At 73.3% G+C, this 16,966-nt stretch carries 12 protein-coding genes and 1 pseudogene; 5 read left to right on the top strand and 8 right to left on the bottom strand.

Annotated elements, in window-relative coordinates:
* Positions 1–134 precede the first annotated feature (134 nt).
* Together OFY01_RS24015 and OFY01_RS24020 are read right to left on the bottom strand one after the other, a co-directional pair.
* Positions 135–758 (bottom strand): hypothetical protein, encoded by a 624-nt coding sequence (locus tag OFY01_RS24015; protein ID WP_266603235.1) that lies wholly within the window; start codon positions 756–758, stop codon positions 135–137.
* Between the two features lie 127 nt (positions 759–885).
* Positions 886–1,914 (bottom strand): Acg family FMN-binding oxidoreductase, encoded by a 1,029-nt coding sequence (locus OFY01_RS24020; RefSeq protein ID WP_266603206.1) that lies wholly within the window; start codon positions 1,912–1,914, stop codon positions 886–888.
* 164 nt (positions 1,915–2,078) lie between these two features.
* Between OFY01_RS24020 and OFY01_RS24025 the strand changes: the two genes are divergently transcribed.
* Positions 2,079–3,824, top strand: coding sequence for a GAF domain-containing sensor histidine kinase (locus tag OFY01_RS24025; protein WP_266603207.1), 1,746 nt, complete (start codon positions 2,079–2,081; stop codon positions 3,822–3,824).
* Positions 3,825–3,838: 14 nt separating this feature from the next.
* Here OFY01_RS24025 and OFY01_RS24030 read toward each other — a convergent pair whose 3' ends face one another.
* Together OFY01_RS24030 and OFY01_RS24035 are read right to left on the bottom strand one after the other, a co-directional pair.
* On the bottom strand, positions 3,839–4,645 hold the full coding sequence (locus OFY01_RS24030; RefSeq protein ID WP_266603208.1) for a nitroreductase family protein: 807 nt from the start codon (positions 4,643–4,645) through the stop codon (positions 3,839–3,841).
* A gap of 341 nt (positions 4,646–4,986) precedes the next feature.
* Positions 4,987–7,200 carry an MMPL family transporter gene (locus OFY01_RS24035; RefSeq protein WP_266603209.1) on the bottom strand — a complete coding sequence of 738 codons (2,214 nt, stop codon included), beginning with the start codon at positions 7,198–7,200 and terminating at the stop codon, positions 4,987–4,989.
* Positions 7,201–7,572: 372 nt separating this feature from the next.
* Between OFY01_RS24035 and OFY01_RS24040 the strand changes: the two genes are divergently transcribed.
* Positions 7,573–8,733, top strand: coding sequence for an alpha-hydroxy-acid oxidizing protein (locus tag OFY01_RS24040; RefSeq protein WP_266603210.1), 1,161 nt, complete (start codon positions 7,573–7,575; stop codon positions 8,731–8,733).
* A 51-nt stretch (positions 8,734–8,784) separates the two neighbouring features.
* Here OFY01_RS24040 and OFY01_RS24045 read toward each other — a convergent pair whose 3' ends face one another.
* Positions 8,785–9,756, bottom strand: a complete 972-nt coding sequence (locus OFY01_RS24045; RefSeq protein WP_266603211.1) for an esterase/lipase family protein — start codon at positions 9,754–9,756, stop codon at positions 8,785–8,787.
* Between the two features lie 319 nt (positions 9,757–10,075).
* Here OFY01_RS24045 and OFY01_RS24050 point away from each other — a divergent pair, with 319 nt between their 5' ends.
* Complete coding sequence (locus OFY01_RS24050) at positions 10,076–11,305, top strand: helix-turn-helix domain-containing protein (RefSeq protein ID WP_266603212.1); 1,230 nt, start codon at positions 10,076–10,078, stop codon at positions 11,303–11,305.
* A gap of 164 nt (positions 11,306–11,469) precedes the next feature.
* Positions 11,470–12,648: a methyltransferase gene (locus tag OFY01_RS24055; RefSeq protein WP_266603213.1), complete on the top strand. Its 1,179-nt coding sequence runs from the start codon at positions 11,470–11,472 to the stop codon at positions 12,646–12,648.
* 35 nt (positions 12,649–12,683) lie between these two features.
* Here OFY01_RS24055 and OFY01_RS24060 read toward each other — a convergent pair whose 3' ends face one another.
* Entirely contained in the window at positions 12,684–14,108 is a 1,425-nt protein-coding gene (locus OFY01_RS24060; RefSeq protein ID WP_266603214.1) for a dihydrolipoyl dehydrogenase family protein, read from the bottom strand.
* A 140-nt stretch (positions 14,109–14,248) separates the two neighbouring features.
* Here OFY01_RS24060 and trxA point away from each other — a divergent pair, with 140 nt between their 5' ends.
* Positions 14,249–14,647: a thioredoxin gene (gene trxA / locus OFY01_RS24065; protein ID WP_266603215.1), complete on the top strand. Its 399-nt coding sequence runs from the start codon at positions 14,249–14,251 to the stop codon at positions 14,645–14,647.
* A 447-nt stretch (positions 14,648–15,094) separates the two neighbouring features.
* Here the strand turns inward: trxA and OFY01_RS24070 are convergent, their stop codons facing one another.
* Positions 15,095–16,219, bottom strand: a complete 1,125-nt coding sequence (locus OFY01_RS24070) for a glycosyl hydrolase family 18 protein (RefSeq protein WP_266603216.1) — start codon at positions 16,217–16,219, stop codon at positions 15,095–15,097.
* Between the two features lie 254 nt (positions 16,220–16,473).
* Positions 16,474–16,767: pseudogene (locus OFY01_RS24075) on the bottom strand (TIGR02452 family protein); the annotation flags it as partial.
* Between the last annotated feature and the right edge of the window lie 199 nt (positions 16,768–16,966).

Below are 16,966 nucleotides of genomic sequence, written 5' to 3' on the forward strand. Positions count from 1 at the left end.
CGTGCACGAGCCGCAGGGGCACGGCGCGCAGCCGCGCCTCTCTGGCGGCCCAGTCGGCCGCGGCGCGGCCGTGCGGTGTGCCGTCCAGGCCGGCGGTGACCGTGCGGGGCATGGGCGAGGTTCCTTCCGTCGGGTCAGCGCAGCCAGGGGTTGCGGCTGACGAAGGACAGCCGTGACCAGGGTCCGCCCAGGCCCCAGGTGACGCCGGCGCCGAGGGCGGCGAGGGCGATCAGGACCAAGGCGTAGATCACGTGGTAGTCGACGAACGGGTTGGTCGACATGCTCGGGGAGCCGTCGGACAGGTGCTTGGCCGGGGGCCACTCGGCGAGCCACATGAACGTCATCATCGCGGTCCCGGCGATCGCGGCGATGCGCAGGGCGACACCGGACATCACGGCGACACCGATGCCGAGCAGGCCGAGCATGAACAGCCAGTCGGCCCAGCCGGCTCCCGCCCAGTCGTGGTAGACGGACTCCATCGGCCCGGCGGAGACCGAGCTCAGGAACCCCTTGGTCGGTGACCCGCCGTCGATCCAGCCCTTGCCGGAGGCGGTGGCGTAACCGAATCCGAAGGTCTTGTCGAGGAAGGCCCACAGGAAGACGAACCCCGTCAGCAGGCGCAGGCTCGCCAGCGCGTAGGGGGCCGCGGCGGACAGGGCGGACGCGTCCGTCCCGGACGCGGCGGCGGCGCGGGGCGACCGGCGGTTCGCGAACAGGCGCGGTCCCGGCAGACGGTGCGGGTGGTCGTGGACAGCCATGACGCTCATCCCTTCCGAGGGTGCGCGAAGCCGTGGTGGCTCCGTCGCCCCCTCAATGTCCCGCCGTGCGCGCACGCGCCGAAGGGCCCCGGGGCCCCGGCCGGTGGGCCGGTCGACCCCGGACGGTTCAGGGCCCACCGGTCCCGCTGCCGTGCCCGGCGTGGTGGACCACCGTGAGGATGTCCGTCACCGGGCGGCGGGGCGTCGCCGGCCCCTGCGGACCGTGGCCGACGCGGAGCACGATCTGGACATGGCCCATCGAGGAGCGCGGGTCGCGGGCGAGGCCGCGCAGATCGGGCCATTCCAGGGCGTGCGAGGTCAGGGAGGTCGCCAGGCCCTTCAGGGTGGCGGTGAGCAGAACCCGCTCCATCGCCTGCCCGGCCATCAGCCAGTCGCGGGGCCCGTCTCGGGCGGTGCCGAGGAGCGCGATGTGCGGGGTGGACTCGAAGGTGGCGCTGGCCCGGTCGGCGAGGGGGCGGCGCCCGGCGAAGTCCCGCATGGGCGCGGCGCCGCCGCGCATCCGGGGCCCGAAGGCGTAGTCGGGGATGCCCTCGGTGGCCGATTCGGCCTCCGCGCCGCGGTGGGTCCAGCGGGTCATCTCGTCGAGCCGCTCGGGCTGCTGGTCGTCGCGCCCTTCGGCGTCGTGCACCAGGTCGGCCAGTTCCTGCACGTGCCAGTCCGAGACGAAGACGAGGCCGGCGCCCTCGGCGCGGGCCGCGTCGACGAGGGATGCCTGTACCGCGTCGTCCAGGGGGGTGTCGTCGAACGGCCAGCGGCTGGAGTGCCGCATCCGCAGCACCGGGTACAGCGCGCGCAGCGGGTCGTGGCGGGACGGCCCCTCGGTGCCGTCGGCGTGGACGGTGGCGAGCAGCAGCGGCCGGCCCGGGTCGGGCAACAGCGTCACCTCGGGCCGCAGGCCCGCGTGGGCGGCGGAGACCCGCAGGTTGAACAGGGCCGCGCCACAGCCCAGATGGAGCGCGCGGCGGTCGGGGTCGGTGCGCGGCATCTCGCGGTCGGGGTCGGCGCTGAGTTCGAGCGTGCCGCTGTCGGCCAGGAAGCGGAAGCGCCACGGCTGGGCGTTGTGCATCGAGGGCGCGGTGGACGCGTCCTGGACGAGCCGGGTCACGGTCGTCTCGTCCAGCGGTCGATTCGGCATGACACCTCCTGGGGCACTCAGCTCCATTGTCCGCGCCCTGGCGCACTTCGCACGGTGCCGCGGGCCGACCTGACGGGGGCGGGTCCGGAAGCGGTCCGGGTCGGGCATGATGAGAGCTGCTGTGTGGGAGTTGGCTGGTCTGTGGGAGAGGCGGGAGGGCCGGCATGGAGCCAGGCACTGACGACGAACGGCGCACGCCGTCCGAGACGGCGGTGCCACCGGCGCTGCGCCTGGACGGGCTCCTCGACGAGTTGCAGGAACAGGTGAAGCGGGTGCGGTCGGCGCGCGACCGAGTGCACACGCTGCTCGACGCGGTACTCGCCATCGGCAGCGACCTGGAGCTCGACGTGGTGCTGCGCCGCATCGTCGAGTCCGCGACGCAGCTGGTCGACTGCCGGTACGGCGCCCTCGGGGTGCTCGGCGACGAGGGCACCATCAAGCAGTTCATCACGGTGGGCATCGACGACGAGACCATCGCCCGTATCGGTCACTATCCGCGCGGCGAGGGCCTTCTGGGGCTCCTCGTACGCGATCCGCACACCCTGCGCCTCGAGGTGCTGGCCGACCACCCCGACTCGGTGGGCTTTCCGGCGGGACATCCGCCGATGACGACGTTCCTCGGCACGCCCGTGCAGGTCAGGGGCCAGGTGTTCGGCAATCTGTATCTGACCGACAAGAACGGCGGCAGGCTCTTCGACGAGGACGACGAGGCGATGCTGCGCACGCTGGGCGCCGCGGCCGGTGTGGCGATCGACAACGCGCGCCTGTACGACGAGGCGCGGCGCAGGCAGCGGTGGCTCGCGGCGAGCAGTGAGCTCACCCGTACACTCCTGTCCGGCGCGGATCCGGCCGATGTTCTCGACACGTTCACGGCCACGGTCCGCGAGTTGTCCGACGCGGACGTGGTTCTGCTGGCCGTTCCGGTGGGCGATGCCGGGGACCTGGTGGTGGAGACGGCACACGGGCACGGAGCGGAGTCGCTGCGCGGTCTCGCGCTGCCCGCCGGTTCGGGGCTCGCGGGCAAGGTCTTCGAGTCGGGCGAGCCGCTGGTGTGCGACGCGCTCAGCGACGACGCGCGGTCCGGGCCGATCCGTTCGGCGGGGCCGCGGCTCGGGTCGGCGTTCCTCGTCCCGCTGGGCACGCCGGAGCGGATGCGCGGTGTGCTGCTGGTGGCCAACCGTGAGGGCGGCGGGGTCTTCCCCGATGCCGCCATCGGCATGATCGACGGGTTCGCCGGGCATGCGGGGCTCGCTCTGGAGATCGCCGAACACCGGCGGGAGGCCGAGCAGTTGCTGGTGCTCAACGACCGCGACCGGATCGCCCGCGATCTGCACGATCTGGCGATCCAGCGGCTGTTCGCCAGCGGCCTGAGCCTGCAGTCGGTGCTGCACCAGGTCGCGGACCGGCCGCAGGCCGCCGAGCGGGTGCGGCGGGTGGTGGCCGATCTGGACGACACGATCAAGGTGGTGCGGTCCACCATCTACGCGCTGCGGGAGAGCGATCAGGCGGAGGCGGCGGGACTGCGCAGCCGCCTGGTGGCCCAGGTGGGGCGGGCGACGGAGTCGCTCGGGTTCGCCCCCGCGCTGCGGATGAGCGGGCTGCTCGACACGGCCGTGCCCGCCGAGCACGCCGACCATCTGCTCGCCGTGCTGCGTGAGGCGCTGTCCAACGCGGCGCGGCACGCGGGCGCCACGGCGGTGGACGTGTCGGTGGAGGCGGCCGACGAGCTGCTGCGGTTGCGGGTGGCCGACGACGGCGGCGGTATTCCGGCGGGCACGACGCGGCGCAGCGGCCTCGACAACATCCGGGCCAGGGCCGAGAGTCTGGGCGGGCGGTGCACGGTGGGTTCCGGTGATCCGTCCGGGACGGTGGTCGACTGGTCCGTGCCGCTGCCCAGCGCGGCGGACTGAGCCGTACACCCCCCTCACCCCTGCTGCCGTGCGCCGGCGTCGGCCGGGGTGAGGACGGAGCCGCGCGGGGCGGCGGCCGGGGCGGCGAGGCCGTATCCCAGGTGCAGCAGCATGTGGACGTGGCCGCGGCGCTCGGGTGCCGGGGTGAGCCGGGTGCGCAGGTCGGACCAGTCCATGGACCGGTGCAGCGGGGCGCCGCGCAGGCCGTGCGCGGCGGCGACGAGCAGGACGTGCTGCAGGGCCTGGCCGGCGCGCAGCCAGTCGGCGCGACGGTCGTGCTCGGTGCCGACGGCCGCGATCACGGTGGTCGGCGCGGGGGCACGAGCGGGGTCGGGTTCGGTTTCGGGGAAGCACAGCTCGGCGCCGCACTCGCGGGCCGCGTCGGCGAGTTCGGCCAGCAGCTGTGCGGGAATGGGCCGCGCGGCCAACGGGAATCTGCTGTCGCGGCGCCGCCAGATCGCCCCGTACAGGTCGGTCCGGCGCCCGGCCTCGGCGCCGTGGGACACGGACGGCACGGGGCGTACGACAGCGAGGAGTCCGGGGTCGGACGGGAGGGGCAGTAGCCGGACGACCGGCGTGCGGCCCGAACGGCCGATCGCGACCCGCAAGTTGAAGACGGCCGCGCCGACGGACAGGTGCAGGGCCCGCCCCTCCGGGTCGATTTCGCACAGCGCCCGGTCGGGTACGGCGCGCACCTCGACGGCCGGAGTGTCCGGGTCGAGGCGGAAGCTCCACGGCCGGGGGCCGAGGATCGAGGGTGCCGCGACGGCGGCGGAGATCCAGGTCTGCGGGACGGCCGCGCCGAGCGTACCCGGTTTCATGGCTCTCACCCCCGGTCCGGTGCGGGATCGATCGCGCTGGGGTTCCGCTCTCACGGTGGCACCCCGTCCCCCTCCGCGACGAGGGCCGCCCGACCCGCCCGTGGAGCCGGTCGGCCCCCACCTCACGGGCCGGTACACCCGGGCTCTGCCGGGCAGGACCCGCCGGGGTCACGGGAGCCGCGCCGCCGTCGCCGCCAGCGTCGTGTACGGCATCGTGAAGGTGCCGCCGACCGCGTCGCCTCGCTCGTCGCGGGCGTGGTGACGGACCGGCCCCGCCCGTGAACGCGGCGACGGGCCCGCCCCGGTGACCGGAGCGGGCCCGTGCCGGGTGGAGCCGGGTGTCAGCCGCGTACGGGCTCCAGTTCGCGCTCGTCGTCCTGGGCGGGCACGTCGTCGCCGAGGTTCTTGCGGAGCTTCTCGCCCTCCACGTCGACGTTGGGCAGCAGCCGGTCGAGCCAGCGCGGCAGCCACCAGGCGGACTTGCCGAGCAGGGCCATCACGGCGGGCACGATCGTCATACGGACCACGAAGGCGTCGAAGAGGACGGCGATCGCCAGTCCGAAGCCCATCATCTTGATCATGGAGTTGTTCTCCAGGATGAAGCCGGAGAAGACGCTGATCATGATGATCGCGGCGGCGGTGACCACCCGGGCGCCGTGCCGGAAGCCGGTGACGATCGCCTGCGGCGCGCGTTCTCCGTGCACGTACGCCTCACGCATCCGCGTCACGAGGAACACCTCGTAGTCCATGGCGAGACCGAAGACCACGCCGATCATGAAGATCGGCATCATCGACATGATCGGGCCCGGCTGGTCGACGCCCATGACGTCCGCGAGCCAGCCCCACTGGAAGACCGCGACCACGGCGCCGAGCGCGGCGGAGACGGACAGCAGGAAGCCGAGCGCGGCCTTGAGCGGGACGAGCACCGAGCGGAAGACCAGCATCAGGAGCAGGAACGCGAGGCCGACCACGAGGAGCAGATACGGCACCAGCGCGTCGGTGAGGGTCTGCGAGAAGTCGATGATCACGGCGGTCTGTCCGGTGACCAGGATCTCGGTGGAGGTGTCGGCCTCCCACGTGCCCGCGTCCGAGCGGATCGACTTGACCAGTTCCTCGGTGCGGTGGTCGCTGGGGCCGGTGGTCGGGACGACGGTGAGGATCGCGGTGTCGCCCGCCTTGTTGACCTTGGCGGGGGTGACCGCGGCGACGCCGTGCACCTTGGCCAGGTCCGCGCCGACCGTCTTGGCCGCCCCCGCGACGTCCTTGCCGTCGACGGTGACCATGAGCGGTCCGTTGAAGCCCGCGCCGAACGACTCGGACAGCATGTCGTAGGCCTTGCGCTGCGTCGTGTCGGGCGCCGAGGAGCCCTCGTCGGGCAGGCCGAGTTCGAGGCTGGTCGCCGGGACGGCGACCGTGCCCAGGCCGATGACGGCGACGAGCAGCACCGTCAGCGGGCGGCGCAGCACGAAGCGGGACCAGCGGGTGCCGAAGTTCGGCTTGGCGGGCTCGGCCCCGAGCTCGTCGGCGGTCTTCTTGCGGTCCTTGCGGCGCAGCGCCCAGCGGCCGGCGAAGCCGAGCAGCGCCGGGATCATGGTGAGCGCGATGGTGACGGCGATGGCGACGGTCGCCGCGGCGGCCAGACCCATCTTGGTGAGGATGGGGATGTTGACGATCGACAGGCCCGAGAGGGCGACGACGACGGTGAGACCGGCGAAGACCACGGCGGATCCGGCGGTGCCGGTGGCGCGGCCCGCCGCCTCCTCCGGCTCCCTGCCCTCGGTCAGTTCGGCGCGGTAGCGGGAGACGATGAACAGGGCGTAGTCGATGCCGACGGCGAGGCCGATCATCGAGGCGAGAGTCGACGTCGTGGACGACAGGTTGAGGAGGCTGCCGAGCGCGGCGATGCCCGAGACGCCGATGCCGACGCCGATGATCGCGGTGAGCAGTGGCATGCCCGCGGCGACCAGCGAGCCGAAGGTGACGAGCAGGACGACCGCGGAGATCGCGATGCCGATCAGCTCGGCTGTGCCGCCCATGTCCTGCTGGGTCTCGACCGCGTCACCGCCCATCTCGACGGTGAAGCCCTTGGCGCGGGCGTCGGCGGCGGCCTTCTTCAGCGACGCGTGCGCGGCGTCGCTGACCTCGGTCCCGGCGACCTTGTACGTGACGGACGCGTACGCGGTGGTGCCGTCCTTGCTGACGGCGTTCGCCTTGTACGGGTCGGCGACGGAGGAGACCTGCGGGCCCTTGCCGAGCTCGCCGACCAGCTCCCGTACGTCGGCCTTGGGCGCCGGGTCGGTGAGTTTCTCGCCGTGGGGGGCGCGTATCACGACACGGGCGGTGGCTCCCTCGGCGCTGGCGGCGGGAAACTTCTGGTCCAGCAGGTCGAACGCCTTCTGCGACTCGGTGCCCGGCATGGAGAACGAGTCGGCGGGCGGCGCGGGCGCCGCGGACGAGGCGTAGCCGATTCCGCCGAGGAGCAGCACCCACAACAGCACCACATAGCGGCGGCGCCTGAAGGACAGCCGCCCGAGTTTGTAGAGGAACGTAGCCACGGCGCAGAGGGCTCCCGTCGGGGTCGTGGGGCAGGATCGACCGCCCGGCGGTACGTCGTGGCACGTCAGGGCGGTCGGCAGGATCCACTCCATCGTCGCCGCCGCCGCGCGGGCGCAAGTCAGCTTTTGAGCCGGACTCCGTGCCCGCGTCTGCGGTAGGTCCCGGCGCCCGGTGTCATCCCCGGGGAGGATCCGTGGGAGATACGTGTAGACCCCACGGTGCAGGAGCCCCGGGTGGTCCGCGCGGGGCTCCGGCCGGACCGGCCCCTTGATCGGGAGGCGTCCAGGCCGCAGGATCCCCAGGACAGCAAGAAGCCTCAGGACACCTCAGGACAGCCAGGGGCGCCGGCCCGCCCGCGGAAGGGACCGCACGTGAACCCGCAGTTCGGTGACTACCAGTTCGAGATCTACCTCGACGGGCTGCGCGGGGTGGCCCCCACGCAGCCGATGGACTTCGCCGCGCTGGAGGAGCGGGCACGCGCCGCGCTGCCGGACTCGGTGTGGTCGTACGTCGCGGGTGGCGCGGGCGACGAGCACACGCAACGGGCCAACGTGCGGGCCTTTGAACGCCACGGGCTCGTGCCGCGCATGCTGGTGGGGGCCGAGCGGCGGGACATGTCGGTGGACGTGTTCGGGCTGCGACTGCCGTCGCCGCTGTTCATGGCACCGGTCGGAGTGGTGGGGCTGTGCGCTCAGGACGGGCACGGCGATCTGGCGACAGCGCGGGCGGCGGCCCGCACCGGTGTGCCGATGGTGGCGTCGACGCTGTCGGTGGACCCGATGGAGGACGTGGCCGCCGAGTTCGGCGGGACACCCGGCTTCTTCCAGCTCTACACGCCCAGGGACCGGGAGCTCGCCGAGAGCCTGGTCCGGCGTGCCGAGGCGGCGGGGTTCAAGGGGATCGTCGTCACGCTCGACACATGGGTCACGGGCTGGCGCCCGCGCGACCTGTCGACCGCCAACTTCCCTCAGCTGCGCGGCCACTGCCTGGCCAACTACACGTCCGACGCCCGGTTCCGCGAGCTGACCGGTTCCGACGATCCCCAGCGCGTGGTGCTGTCCTGGGCGGGCCTCTTCGGCAACCCCCTGACCTGGGACGACCTGCCGTGGCTGCGTTCCCTCACGGACCTTCCGCTGATCCTGAAGGGCCTGTGCCACCCCGACGACGTGCGACGCGCCAAGGACGGCGGGGTGGACGGCGTCTACTGCTCCAACCACGGCGGCCGCCAGGCCGACGGCGGGCTGCCCGCGCTCGACGCGCTGCCCGGCGTGGTGGAGGCGGCGGACGGGCTGCCGGTCCTGTTCGACTCCGGGGTGCGGTCGGGCGCCGACGTGATCAAGGCGCTCGCTCTGGGCGCCACCGCGGTCGGCGTGGGACGGCCGTACGCGTACGGGCTCGCGGTGGGCGGCGAGGACGGGCTCGTGCACGTGCTGCGCTCGCTGCTCGCCGAGGCCGACCTCATCATGGCGGTGGACGGCTACCCCACGCTCGGCGACCTCACGCCCCAGAGCCTGGCCGTCGTCCGCGGCTGAGCCCCCCGCCCTCCCCCGCCGCGTGGGCCGGAGGGGGCGGGGCGCCGTCGGCTACTGCTGGACGGGCCCGATGGGGCCGGTCAGCGGCAGCACGGTCTGGCACTTGACGGGCCGCGGGTGCGCGGGGTCGAGCGCGTTGAGGACGTACGTGAGAGTGATCGGGTCGTAGGGGGCCTCCAGGTGGTCGGCCCGGTCCGCGGCGCAGGCGTCCTGGAGACGGATGTTGTGCACCGTGGCGCCGGGGCCGGCCGTCAGATAGCTGTTGGTGTACGGCGTGACCACCTCGTCGTACTCCGTCGCGATCACGGTGTAGTCGACGCCGGGCACGGTGTCGCCGCCCGCGTCCAGGGACCTGTTGAAGTCCGAGCCGATCTCCTGCTCCTCCAGGGCCGGTGCGGTCTTGTCGAGCAGGGCGTTGGCGGGCTCCAACAGGTAGAGGGCCCGGCCCACCTCGGTGATGCCGTCGAGCGTGGTGCCGTGGTTGGACGGCGTGATGCCGACGAACTTGTCCACCTTGCCCGCGGCGCTCGGGTCGTGCTTGAGGTAGTAGCGGGGCATGGGGCCACCGCCCTGGGAGTGGCCGACGAGGTCGACCTCGCTCGCTCCGGTGGCGGCGCGCACCTGGTCGACGAAGGCGCCCAGCTTCGCGGCGCCGTCCTCGATGCGGGCCGTGGCCTGCACGGGGCTGTTGTCGGTCGCGCCTCCGTAGTTGAACGCGAAGACGCAGTACCCGTTGTCGGCCAGCAGGGGCGCGGCTCCGCCCCAGTTGTCGTTCATGTTCTCCAGCGTGCCGTGGATGAGGACCACGGGCCGCGGGTGCTGTGCGGTGGGCTCGCAGCTCCAGTCGTTCGCGCCCGCGGGCGCGGTGTCCGGTGCGAAGAATCCCTTCAGAAATCCTTCCGTGAAGTTGTACTCGACGGGCCGCTGCGCGTCGGTGGCGGTCGCGTTCGGGGCACCGAGCGCGACGAGCCCAAAAATCCCCAGAGCGCCTGCGGCGAACGCCCCGATGATCCTGCGTCTCATTTCCAGTACCGTCCCTCGTTCTGGAATACCGCGGCTTTCGCGGCGTCGGACTGCGGTGAAGTTAGAAGCGGCCAGCGGCCACGGCAACGATGTGCGCACGGCGGGTCGCCGGGCGCGCAGGCCGATGCCAGGAACGGGAGCGGCGGGGCGGCGAAGTTGTCACCCAAGTGAGCGATTTCTTGGCATACACATCAGAGTCCACGACAACGGCCCTGGTGAACGCCTTACTAGCAGTGGTAGTTGACCTTCGCCCAACATCTTGACCCGCGAGTAACCTCGGCCCATACTCTGCGGGACGGGCGGAGGTTGAGGTGACGGGATGAGCGCTTCCGGCGCAGTGGGCGCACCCGGTTTCGGTGGCGCGTGGGCGCTGTTTCCACAGCGGCTCGCGGACGAGCTGCGCAAGGAGAACCGCACGCTCGCCGCGGAGATCATCCACGAAATACGCCGTCAGATACCCGAATTCTCCCGGCCGTTGTCGGGGCAGTTCGGCGCGGCCATCCAGAACGGAGTGGAAACCGCGCTCGCCGAATTCGTCGACCGGGTCGAGGAGGGCGGCGGGGAACTGGACCCGCAGCGCCTTCCCGTCTACCGCGCGCTCGGGCGCGGCGAACTGGCGGAGGGCCGCAGCCTGGACGCGCTGCAGGCCGCCTACCGGCTCGGCGGGCGGGTGGCGTGGCGGCGCTACGTACGGGTGGCGCGGCGGCTGGCGCTCGGCACGGAGGCGGTGGCGCAGCTCGCGGAGACCGCCTTCACGCACATCGACGAGATCGCGGCGGCGTCGGTCACGGCGTACGCCCGCGCCCAGGCGGACGCGGCGGGCACCCTCGGCCGCCGCCGCCACCGTCTCCTGACCCTCCTCTTCGCCACGGACCCGCCCCCCGAGGCGGTCCTTCGCCGGGCCGCCCATGAGGCGCAGTGGCAGCTGCCGCAGACCGTCGCGGCGGTGGCGCTCGGGACGGGCCTGACGGGGCCGGGGGCCGGGCGGGGGGCGGACGCCGTGCCGGAGGCGGGGCGGCGGCACCGGTTGCCGTCCGTGGTGCTCGCCGACCTCGACGGGCCCGCGCCGTGTCTGCTCGTGCCGGATCCGGCGGTGCACCTCGCGGACACGCGGCTGCGGCGGCTGCTGCGGGACCGCGGCGGGGTGACCGGACCCCGCGTGCCGCTCGCGCAGGCCGCCGACTCGCTGCGCTGGGCCCGCACGCTGCGGGCGCAGGCGCCGGACGGAGTGCGGGCCGACGCGGAGGAGCGGCTCACGGACCTGCTGCTGCTCGCCGACCCGGCACTGGTCCGGCTCGTCGCGGCCCGCAGGCTCGCCCCGCTGGCGGCGCTCACGCCGAAGCAGCGCGAGCGCCTCACGGACACGCTCCTGGCCCACCTCCAGACTCCGCACGGCAGCGCCCCCGAACTGGCCCGGCGACTGGCGATCCACCCTCAGACCGCCCGGCAGCGCCTGCACCACCTGCAGCGACTGTTCGGCCCCGCCCTGGACGACCCGGACGCCCGCTTCGAGCTGGAGGCCGCGCTGCGGGCCGGTGGACTCGTCTGAGCGGGTCGCCGCCGCCCCGAAAGCTCTTCGGCGTGAAGCAGTACGCGACCGCCGTCCGGATCCTGGACGGTCCACTCGCCGAGGTGTCGGAGCGGGTCGGCCGCCGTCCGCCGCTCGCCCGCACCGCGGGCGCGTGCGGGCGTCTCGGTTAGCCTTGCCGGACGATGAACCGCACCGATCAGACCGCCCCCGACCAGCTCCTCACCACTCCTTGGGGCGAGGTGACGCTCACCCGTTTCCCGCCGGACCCGCGTGACCGGCTGCGCGCCTGGGACGCGGCCGACGCCTACCTGCTGCGGCACCTGGCCGGGGCGGACGTCGACCTGACGCGGGCGGTCGTCGTGGTGGGCGACCGTTGGGGCGCTCTGGGCACGGCGCTCACCGGGCGCGGCGGCTGCGCGCCGACGTCGATCTCCGACTCGTACCTGGGCCGGCAGGCCACGCTCGCCAACATGAACCGCAACACCCGCACGGGCGCACGGCTCCTCACCACGCGGGACACCCCGCCGGACCGCGTGGACGTCCTGCTCGTACGGGTCCCCAAGAGCCTCGCTCTGCTCGAGGACCAGCTGCACCGGCTGCGTCCCGCCCTGCGCCCGGACACCGTGGTGATCGGCACGGGCATGGTGAAGGAGATCCACACCTCGACCCTGCGCCTGTTCGAACGCATCGTCGGCCCGACCCGCACCTCGCTCGCCGAGCAGAAGGCGCGGCTGATCTTCGCCACTCCTGACCCGACCCTCTCACCGGGGCCGAACCCCTGGCCCCACGCGTACCGTCTTCCCGACGCCATCGGCCCGATGTCCGGTCGCACGGTGGTCAACCACTCCGGTGTCTTCTGCGCCGAACGCCTCGACGTCGGCACCCGTTTCTTCCTCGCCCACCTTCCCGGGGCCACCGCCGCGACCCGCATCGTGGACCTCGGCTGCGGCAACGGCGTCGTCGGCACGAGCGCCGCGCTGACCCACCCGGACGCCGAGGTGCTCTTCACCGACGAGTCCTACCAGGCCCTGGCCTCGGCCCGGGCGACGTACGCGGGCAACGCGGCCGACCGTCCCGGCTCGGCACAGTTCCGCGTCGCCGACGGTCTCGCCGACGTCCCGCCGGGCAGCGTCGACCTCGTCCTGAACAACCCGCCGTTCCACTCCCATCAGGCGACGACGGACGCGACGGCGCGGCGCATGTTCACGCAGGCCCGCGCCGCGCTGCGGCCGGGAGGCGAGCTGTGGGTGGTCGGCAACCGTCACCTCGGCCACCACGTGACACTGCGCCGCCTCTTCGGCAACAGCCGGCTGATCGCCGGTGACTCGAAGTTCGTGGTCCTCAAGGCGGTCAAGCGGTAGCGGAGACGACGCCGCGTACCGAGCCGCGGCACCGCTCAACCCCGGTATGCCTCCAGGAGGCGCAGCCAGACCTCGCTGACGGTCGGGTAGGCGGGCACCGCGTGCCACAGCCGGTCGACGGGCACCTCGCCCGCGACGGCCACCGTCGCCGAGTGGATGAGTTCGCCGACACCCGGGCCGACGAAGGTGACGCCGAGCAGCACCTCCCGGTCGAGGTCGACGACCATCCGGGCACGGCCCGTGTAGCCGTCGGCGTAGAGGCCGGCCCCGGCGACGCCGCCGAGGTCGAAGTCGACGGCCCGCACACGGTGGCCCGCCTCCTCGGCCTCGGCGAGGGTCAGGCCCGCGCTCGCCGCTTCCGGGTCGGTGAAGACGACCTGGGGGACGGCGGCGTGGTCGGCCGTGGCCGAGTGGGCGCCCCAGCGGTCGGTCTCCAGGAGCGGCACGCCCTGCGCGCGGGCGGTGATCGCGGCGCCCGCGATCCGCGCCTGGTACTTGCCCTGGTGGGTGAGGAGCGCCCGGTGGTTGACGTCGCCGACGGCGTACAGCCAGTCGCTTCCCTCGACGCGCAGCGTGTCGTCGGTGGTCAGCCAGGAGCCGGGGCGCAGGCCCACCGTCTCCAGGCCGATGTCGTCGGTGCGCGGGGCGCGGCCGGTGGCGAAGAGGATCTCGTCGCCCTCCAGGGTGGTGCCCTCGTCGATGGTAGCGGTGACCGTGCCGTCCTTTCGGGCCACGGCGGTCACGTTCACGCCCGTGCGCACCTCGGCGCCCGCCTCGCGCAGCGCCTCGGCGACCAGCTCACCGGCGAAGGGCTCCATGCGGCCGAGCAGCCGGCTGCCGCGTTCGAGCACGGTGACCTGTGAGCCGAGCGCCTGCCAGGCCGTGGCCATCTCGGAGGCGACCACGCCGCCGCCGACCACGAGGAGCCGTCCCGGAACGTGGTCGGCGCTGGTGGCCTCACGGCTCGTCCAGGGCGCGACGTCCGCCAGTCCCGGCAGCGACGGGAGCGCGGCGCGGCTGCCCGTGCACACGGCGACGGCGTGCCGGGCGGTGAGCTCGGTGACGGTGCCGTCGGGCCCGGTCACGGTGACCCGGCGCGGTCCGGCGAGACGGCCCTGTCCGCGGTAGAGGTCGGCGCCGATGGACCGCACCCAGTCGACCTGGCCGTCGTCCTTCCAGTGCGAGGCGAACTCGTCGCGATGGGCGAGGACGGCAGCGGAGTCGAGGGGGCCCTGGACCGCCTGCCGCACGCCGGGCACCCGGCGTGCGTCCGCTCGGGCGATGACCGGGCGCAGCAGCGCCTTGCTGGGCATGCACGCCCAGTACGAGCACTCCCCGCCGACCAGCTCGCTCTCCACGACGGCCGCGCTGAGCCCTCCCGCTCGGGCCCGGTCCGCCACGTTCTCGCCGACCGGACCGGCTCCCAGGACCACTACGTCGTAGCTGATGGGTTGCGTCATAGGCCCAGTGTCATGGCAGGTGTGCGAGCGAGCCACATGGGTACGTGCGCGGAATACGTCCGGCATGCGGACGGTTGTGAAAGACGGCTTTGCCCCTTACGGCTTCGCCCGCGACCCTGAAGCAGGAAGAGGGAACCAACATGAGCACCGCCACCGTGGAGCTGACCAAGGACAACTTCGACCAGACCGTCACCGACAACGAGTTCGTCCTGATCGACTTCTGGGCGTCCTGGTGCGGGCCCTGCCGGCAGTTCGCGCCGGTCTACGAGAAGGCCGCCGAGGCCAATCCGGACCTGGTCTTCGGCAAGGTGGACACGGAGGCGCAGCCGGAGCTGGCCGCCGCCTTCGGCATTCAGTCGATCCCGACGCTGATGATCGTCCGCGATCAGGTCGCCGTGTTCGCGCAGCCCGGCGCGCTGCCCCAGGAGGCGCTCGACGACGTGATCGGGCAGGCCCGCGGCCTGGACATGGACGAGGTCCGCAAGTCGGTCGCCGAACAGCAGGCCAAGGAGCGGGGCGGCTCGCCGGAAGGCGCCTGACCGGTCAGGCCGATTCACGGGCCACAACGTGCGCGCCGAGCATGTCGCGCGCACCTAGGGGCCCGGCCGCCCGGTCGCGTACCGGGCGGCCCGCACGACGGGCGAGTTTGCGCCCCCGCGTCCTGAAGGGCGCGCATCAGCAGCATCGCGCTCGTCGTGGTACGCCATCACCTGAGCAGCGCGTGGGCGCCCTCGACCGGCCCGGCTCCCGTTGTGCCGACGGCCCGCGCACTCGACCGTCGAACAGGGCGATGCCCTCGGGGCCGATGCCGACGGGGCGCGAGCACGGCGACCGGCCGTGGTTCGGCCGGCACCCGAGGTGTCGGCCCGAGGGCGATACGGGTGGGTCCGGCGCGCAGGCTGCACGCAGCGGCGTGGGGCGCGGGCGGCGTCCGCTCGGCTCGGCACGGTGCCGCGTCCGGGGTGCCCGGCCGGCGGCCGGACGTGTCACCGCCGTGGCGCCGGGGGTGCGGCGGCCGGTCCGTCCGCGAGGACCCGCCATACCCCCGGGTCCTCGAAGCCGAGCGCCCACAGGGCGGTCGCGGTGACGCCATGGGCGCGCAACGTGGGCAGGTCGGCGGCGACACCGCGGGCGTCCTGGTACCAGACGGTGCGTCGGGTCTTCTTCTCCTGGTACGTGAAGTGCGGGGTGCGGGACGCCGTGTCGAGGGCGTAGGGGGCCTTGACCTTGCGGCGCAGCGCCTCCGCGTCGTGCCAGGTGACGTGGCGGGCGCGTGTCCTGTGGCCGACGGCCCAGTCCCAGCCGTAGCCGGGCAGCCCCATCTCCAGCTTGGAGCGGGGCACTTGGGCGGTGGCCGTGTCGAGGATGTCGTCGTACCACTGCGGGCTGGACAGCGGTCCCGGGGCGCCTTCGGCGTCATGCAGGTTGTAGCCCATGATGCGCATCCGGTCGGCGGCCGCGCCGAGCTTCCTGTAGTCCCAGATCCGGCCGGTGGTACGGGTCTTGGGGGTGACGGTGACGATGCACTGCTTGTCGAGGGCGTGGAGTCTCGCGCAGAGCCCGCTGACGAAGTCGGCGTAACCGGCGCGCACCGCGCGGTAGGTGGAGTCGGGGGTGGGCGCGATGGACTCGTAGTCGATGTCGAGTCCGTCGTAGGCGCGGCTGCGGACGACACCGAGCAGGGTGTCGATGTGGCGGGAGCGCTGCGCGGGGCTGGTGAGGATCTTGCCGAGGGCGCCGGGGTTCATCTGTTCCATGACGGTGGGAACGACCCGCACGCCGCGCTCGTGCAGACCGTCGATGATGCCGCGGTCGCCGCTTCCGGTGTGGCCGACGACGCGGCCGGCGGACCTCGTCTCGTACCAGAACGGGCTGACGGTGCGCAGTTGGCGGGAATGGGCGAGGGCATCCTCGTAGGCGGCCTTCTGGTTCCAGTACGGAAGCCAGGCCGAGACGGTGCGCCGGGGTGCGCGTGGTTCGGGTGCGGGCTGCCCGGGGGCGCCCGGTGCCGCCTCGTGTGCGGCGGCCGGCAGGGCGGCGGCCAGGGCGAGGGCGCAGACGAGGACGGTCAGGGCGGTGCGGGGTGCGCGGTGCGTGTGTCGGCGTGCCATGTGCCGAGCGTGCGGCGCTACCCGGGCCGGCGCCGCGCGGATTGGTCCGTCCAGCCTCCGACGTGACCCGGGTGACTGCTTTTGCGGCGGGATGGTGTGGACATCGCCGCCATGACGGCCGGGGGCCATGGCCCCCATCAGCCCGCCGGGGACAGCGCGCCGAACACCCGCTCGAACGCGGTGCGGGTCGCGGCGTCCCGGGTCCGGTCGAGCACGGCGAACACGATCTGGTCGAAGTGTCCGGCGAACCGGACGCCCGGGTTGCGGGCCGAGGCGAAGTTCAGGACCGCGACCGGGCCTCCCGGCTCCCCCGTCAGGCGGCGCGCCGCGGCGAGGCTGGACTCGCCAGTGACCTCGATGTGCGGCGCCGTGGCGGGGCCGGGCGCGGGCGGCACCGGGACCGGCCCGGGGCCGAACTGGCCGGTGGCCGCGCGGGCCCGCGCCACGGCGTCAGCGATCACGGCCTCGGTACCCACCCCCGTGCGGTACCGACCTGCCGCGACGATCTCCCGCGTCTCCTGCGCGATCCCGCGCAGCCGGGCGCTCATGTCCGCTCCCCCGTCGTGCTCATGAACCCATGGTGAGCGCTCGGTGACGCCCGGGGCAAAGCATTTTTCGCGCCCCGCCCCCGCACCACCCGGCGCCGGGGGCACTCTTGTGCGATCGTCCGCGAGCGTCTTGGGTGGGACGCGATGCCGCGGCGGCGCGGGACCGTCGAATCGACGGTTCGGTTCCCACCGGCGACTA

Source organism: Streptomyces beihaiensis (assembly GCF_026274175.1).
GTDB classification, from domain to species: domain Bacteria; phylum Actinomycetota; class Actinomycetes; order Streptomycetales; family Streptomycetaceae; genus Streptomyces; species Streptomyces beihaiensis.

What these genes read in the sequence shown, in the direction of transcription:
- OFY01_RS24015 (WP_266603235.1), bottom strand. Translation starts at nt 758, where the DNA reads ATGGCTGTCCACGACCACCCGCACCGTCTGCCGGGACCGCGCCTGTTC.
- OFY01_RS24020 (WP_266603206.1), bottom strand. Translation starts at nt 1,914, where the DNA reads ATGCCGAATCGACCGCTGGACGAGACGACCGTGACCCGGCTCGTCCAG.
- OFY01_RS24025 (WP_266603207.1), top strand. Translation starts at nt 2,079, where the DNA reads ATGGAGCCAGGCACTGACGACGAACGGCGCACGCCGTCCGAGACGGCG.
- OFY01_RS24030 (WP_266603208.1), bottom strand. Translation starts at nt 4,645, where the DNA reads ATGAAACCGGGTACGCTCGGCGCGGCCGTCCCGCAGACCTGGATCTCC.
- OFY01_RS24045 (WP_266603211.1), bottom strand. Translation starts at nt 9,756, where the DNA reads ATGAGACGCAGGATCATCGGGGCGTTCGCCGCAGGCGCTCTGGGGATT.
- OFY01_RS24050 (WP_266603212.1), top strand. Translation starts at nt 10,076, where the DNA reads ATGAGCGCTTCCGGCGCAGTGGGCGCACCCGGTTTCGGTGGCGCGTGG.
- OFY01_RS24055 (WP_266603213.1), top strand. Translation starts at nt 11,470, where the DNA reads ATGAACCGCACCGATCAGACCGCCCCCGACCAGCTCCTCACCACTCCT.
- OFY01_RS24060 (WP_266603214.1), bottom strand. Translation starts at nt 14,108, where the DNA reads ATGACGCAACCCATCAGCTACGACGTAGTGGTCCTGGGAGCCGGTCCG.
- trxA (WP_266603215.1), top strand. Translation starts at nt 14,249, where the DNA reads ATGAGCACCGCCACCGTGGAGCTGACCAAGGACAACTTCGACCAGACC.
- OFY01_RS24070 (WP_266603216.1), bottom strand. Translation starts at nt 16,219, where the DNA reads ATGGCACGCCGACACACGCACCGCGCACCCCGCACCGCCCTGACCGTC.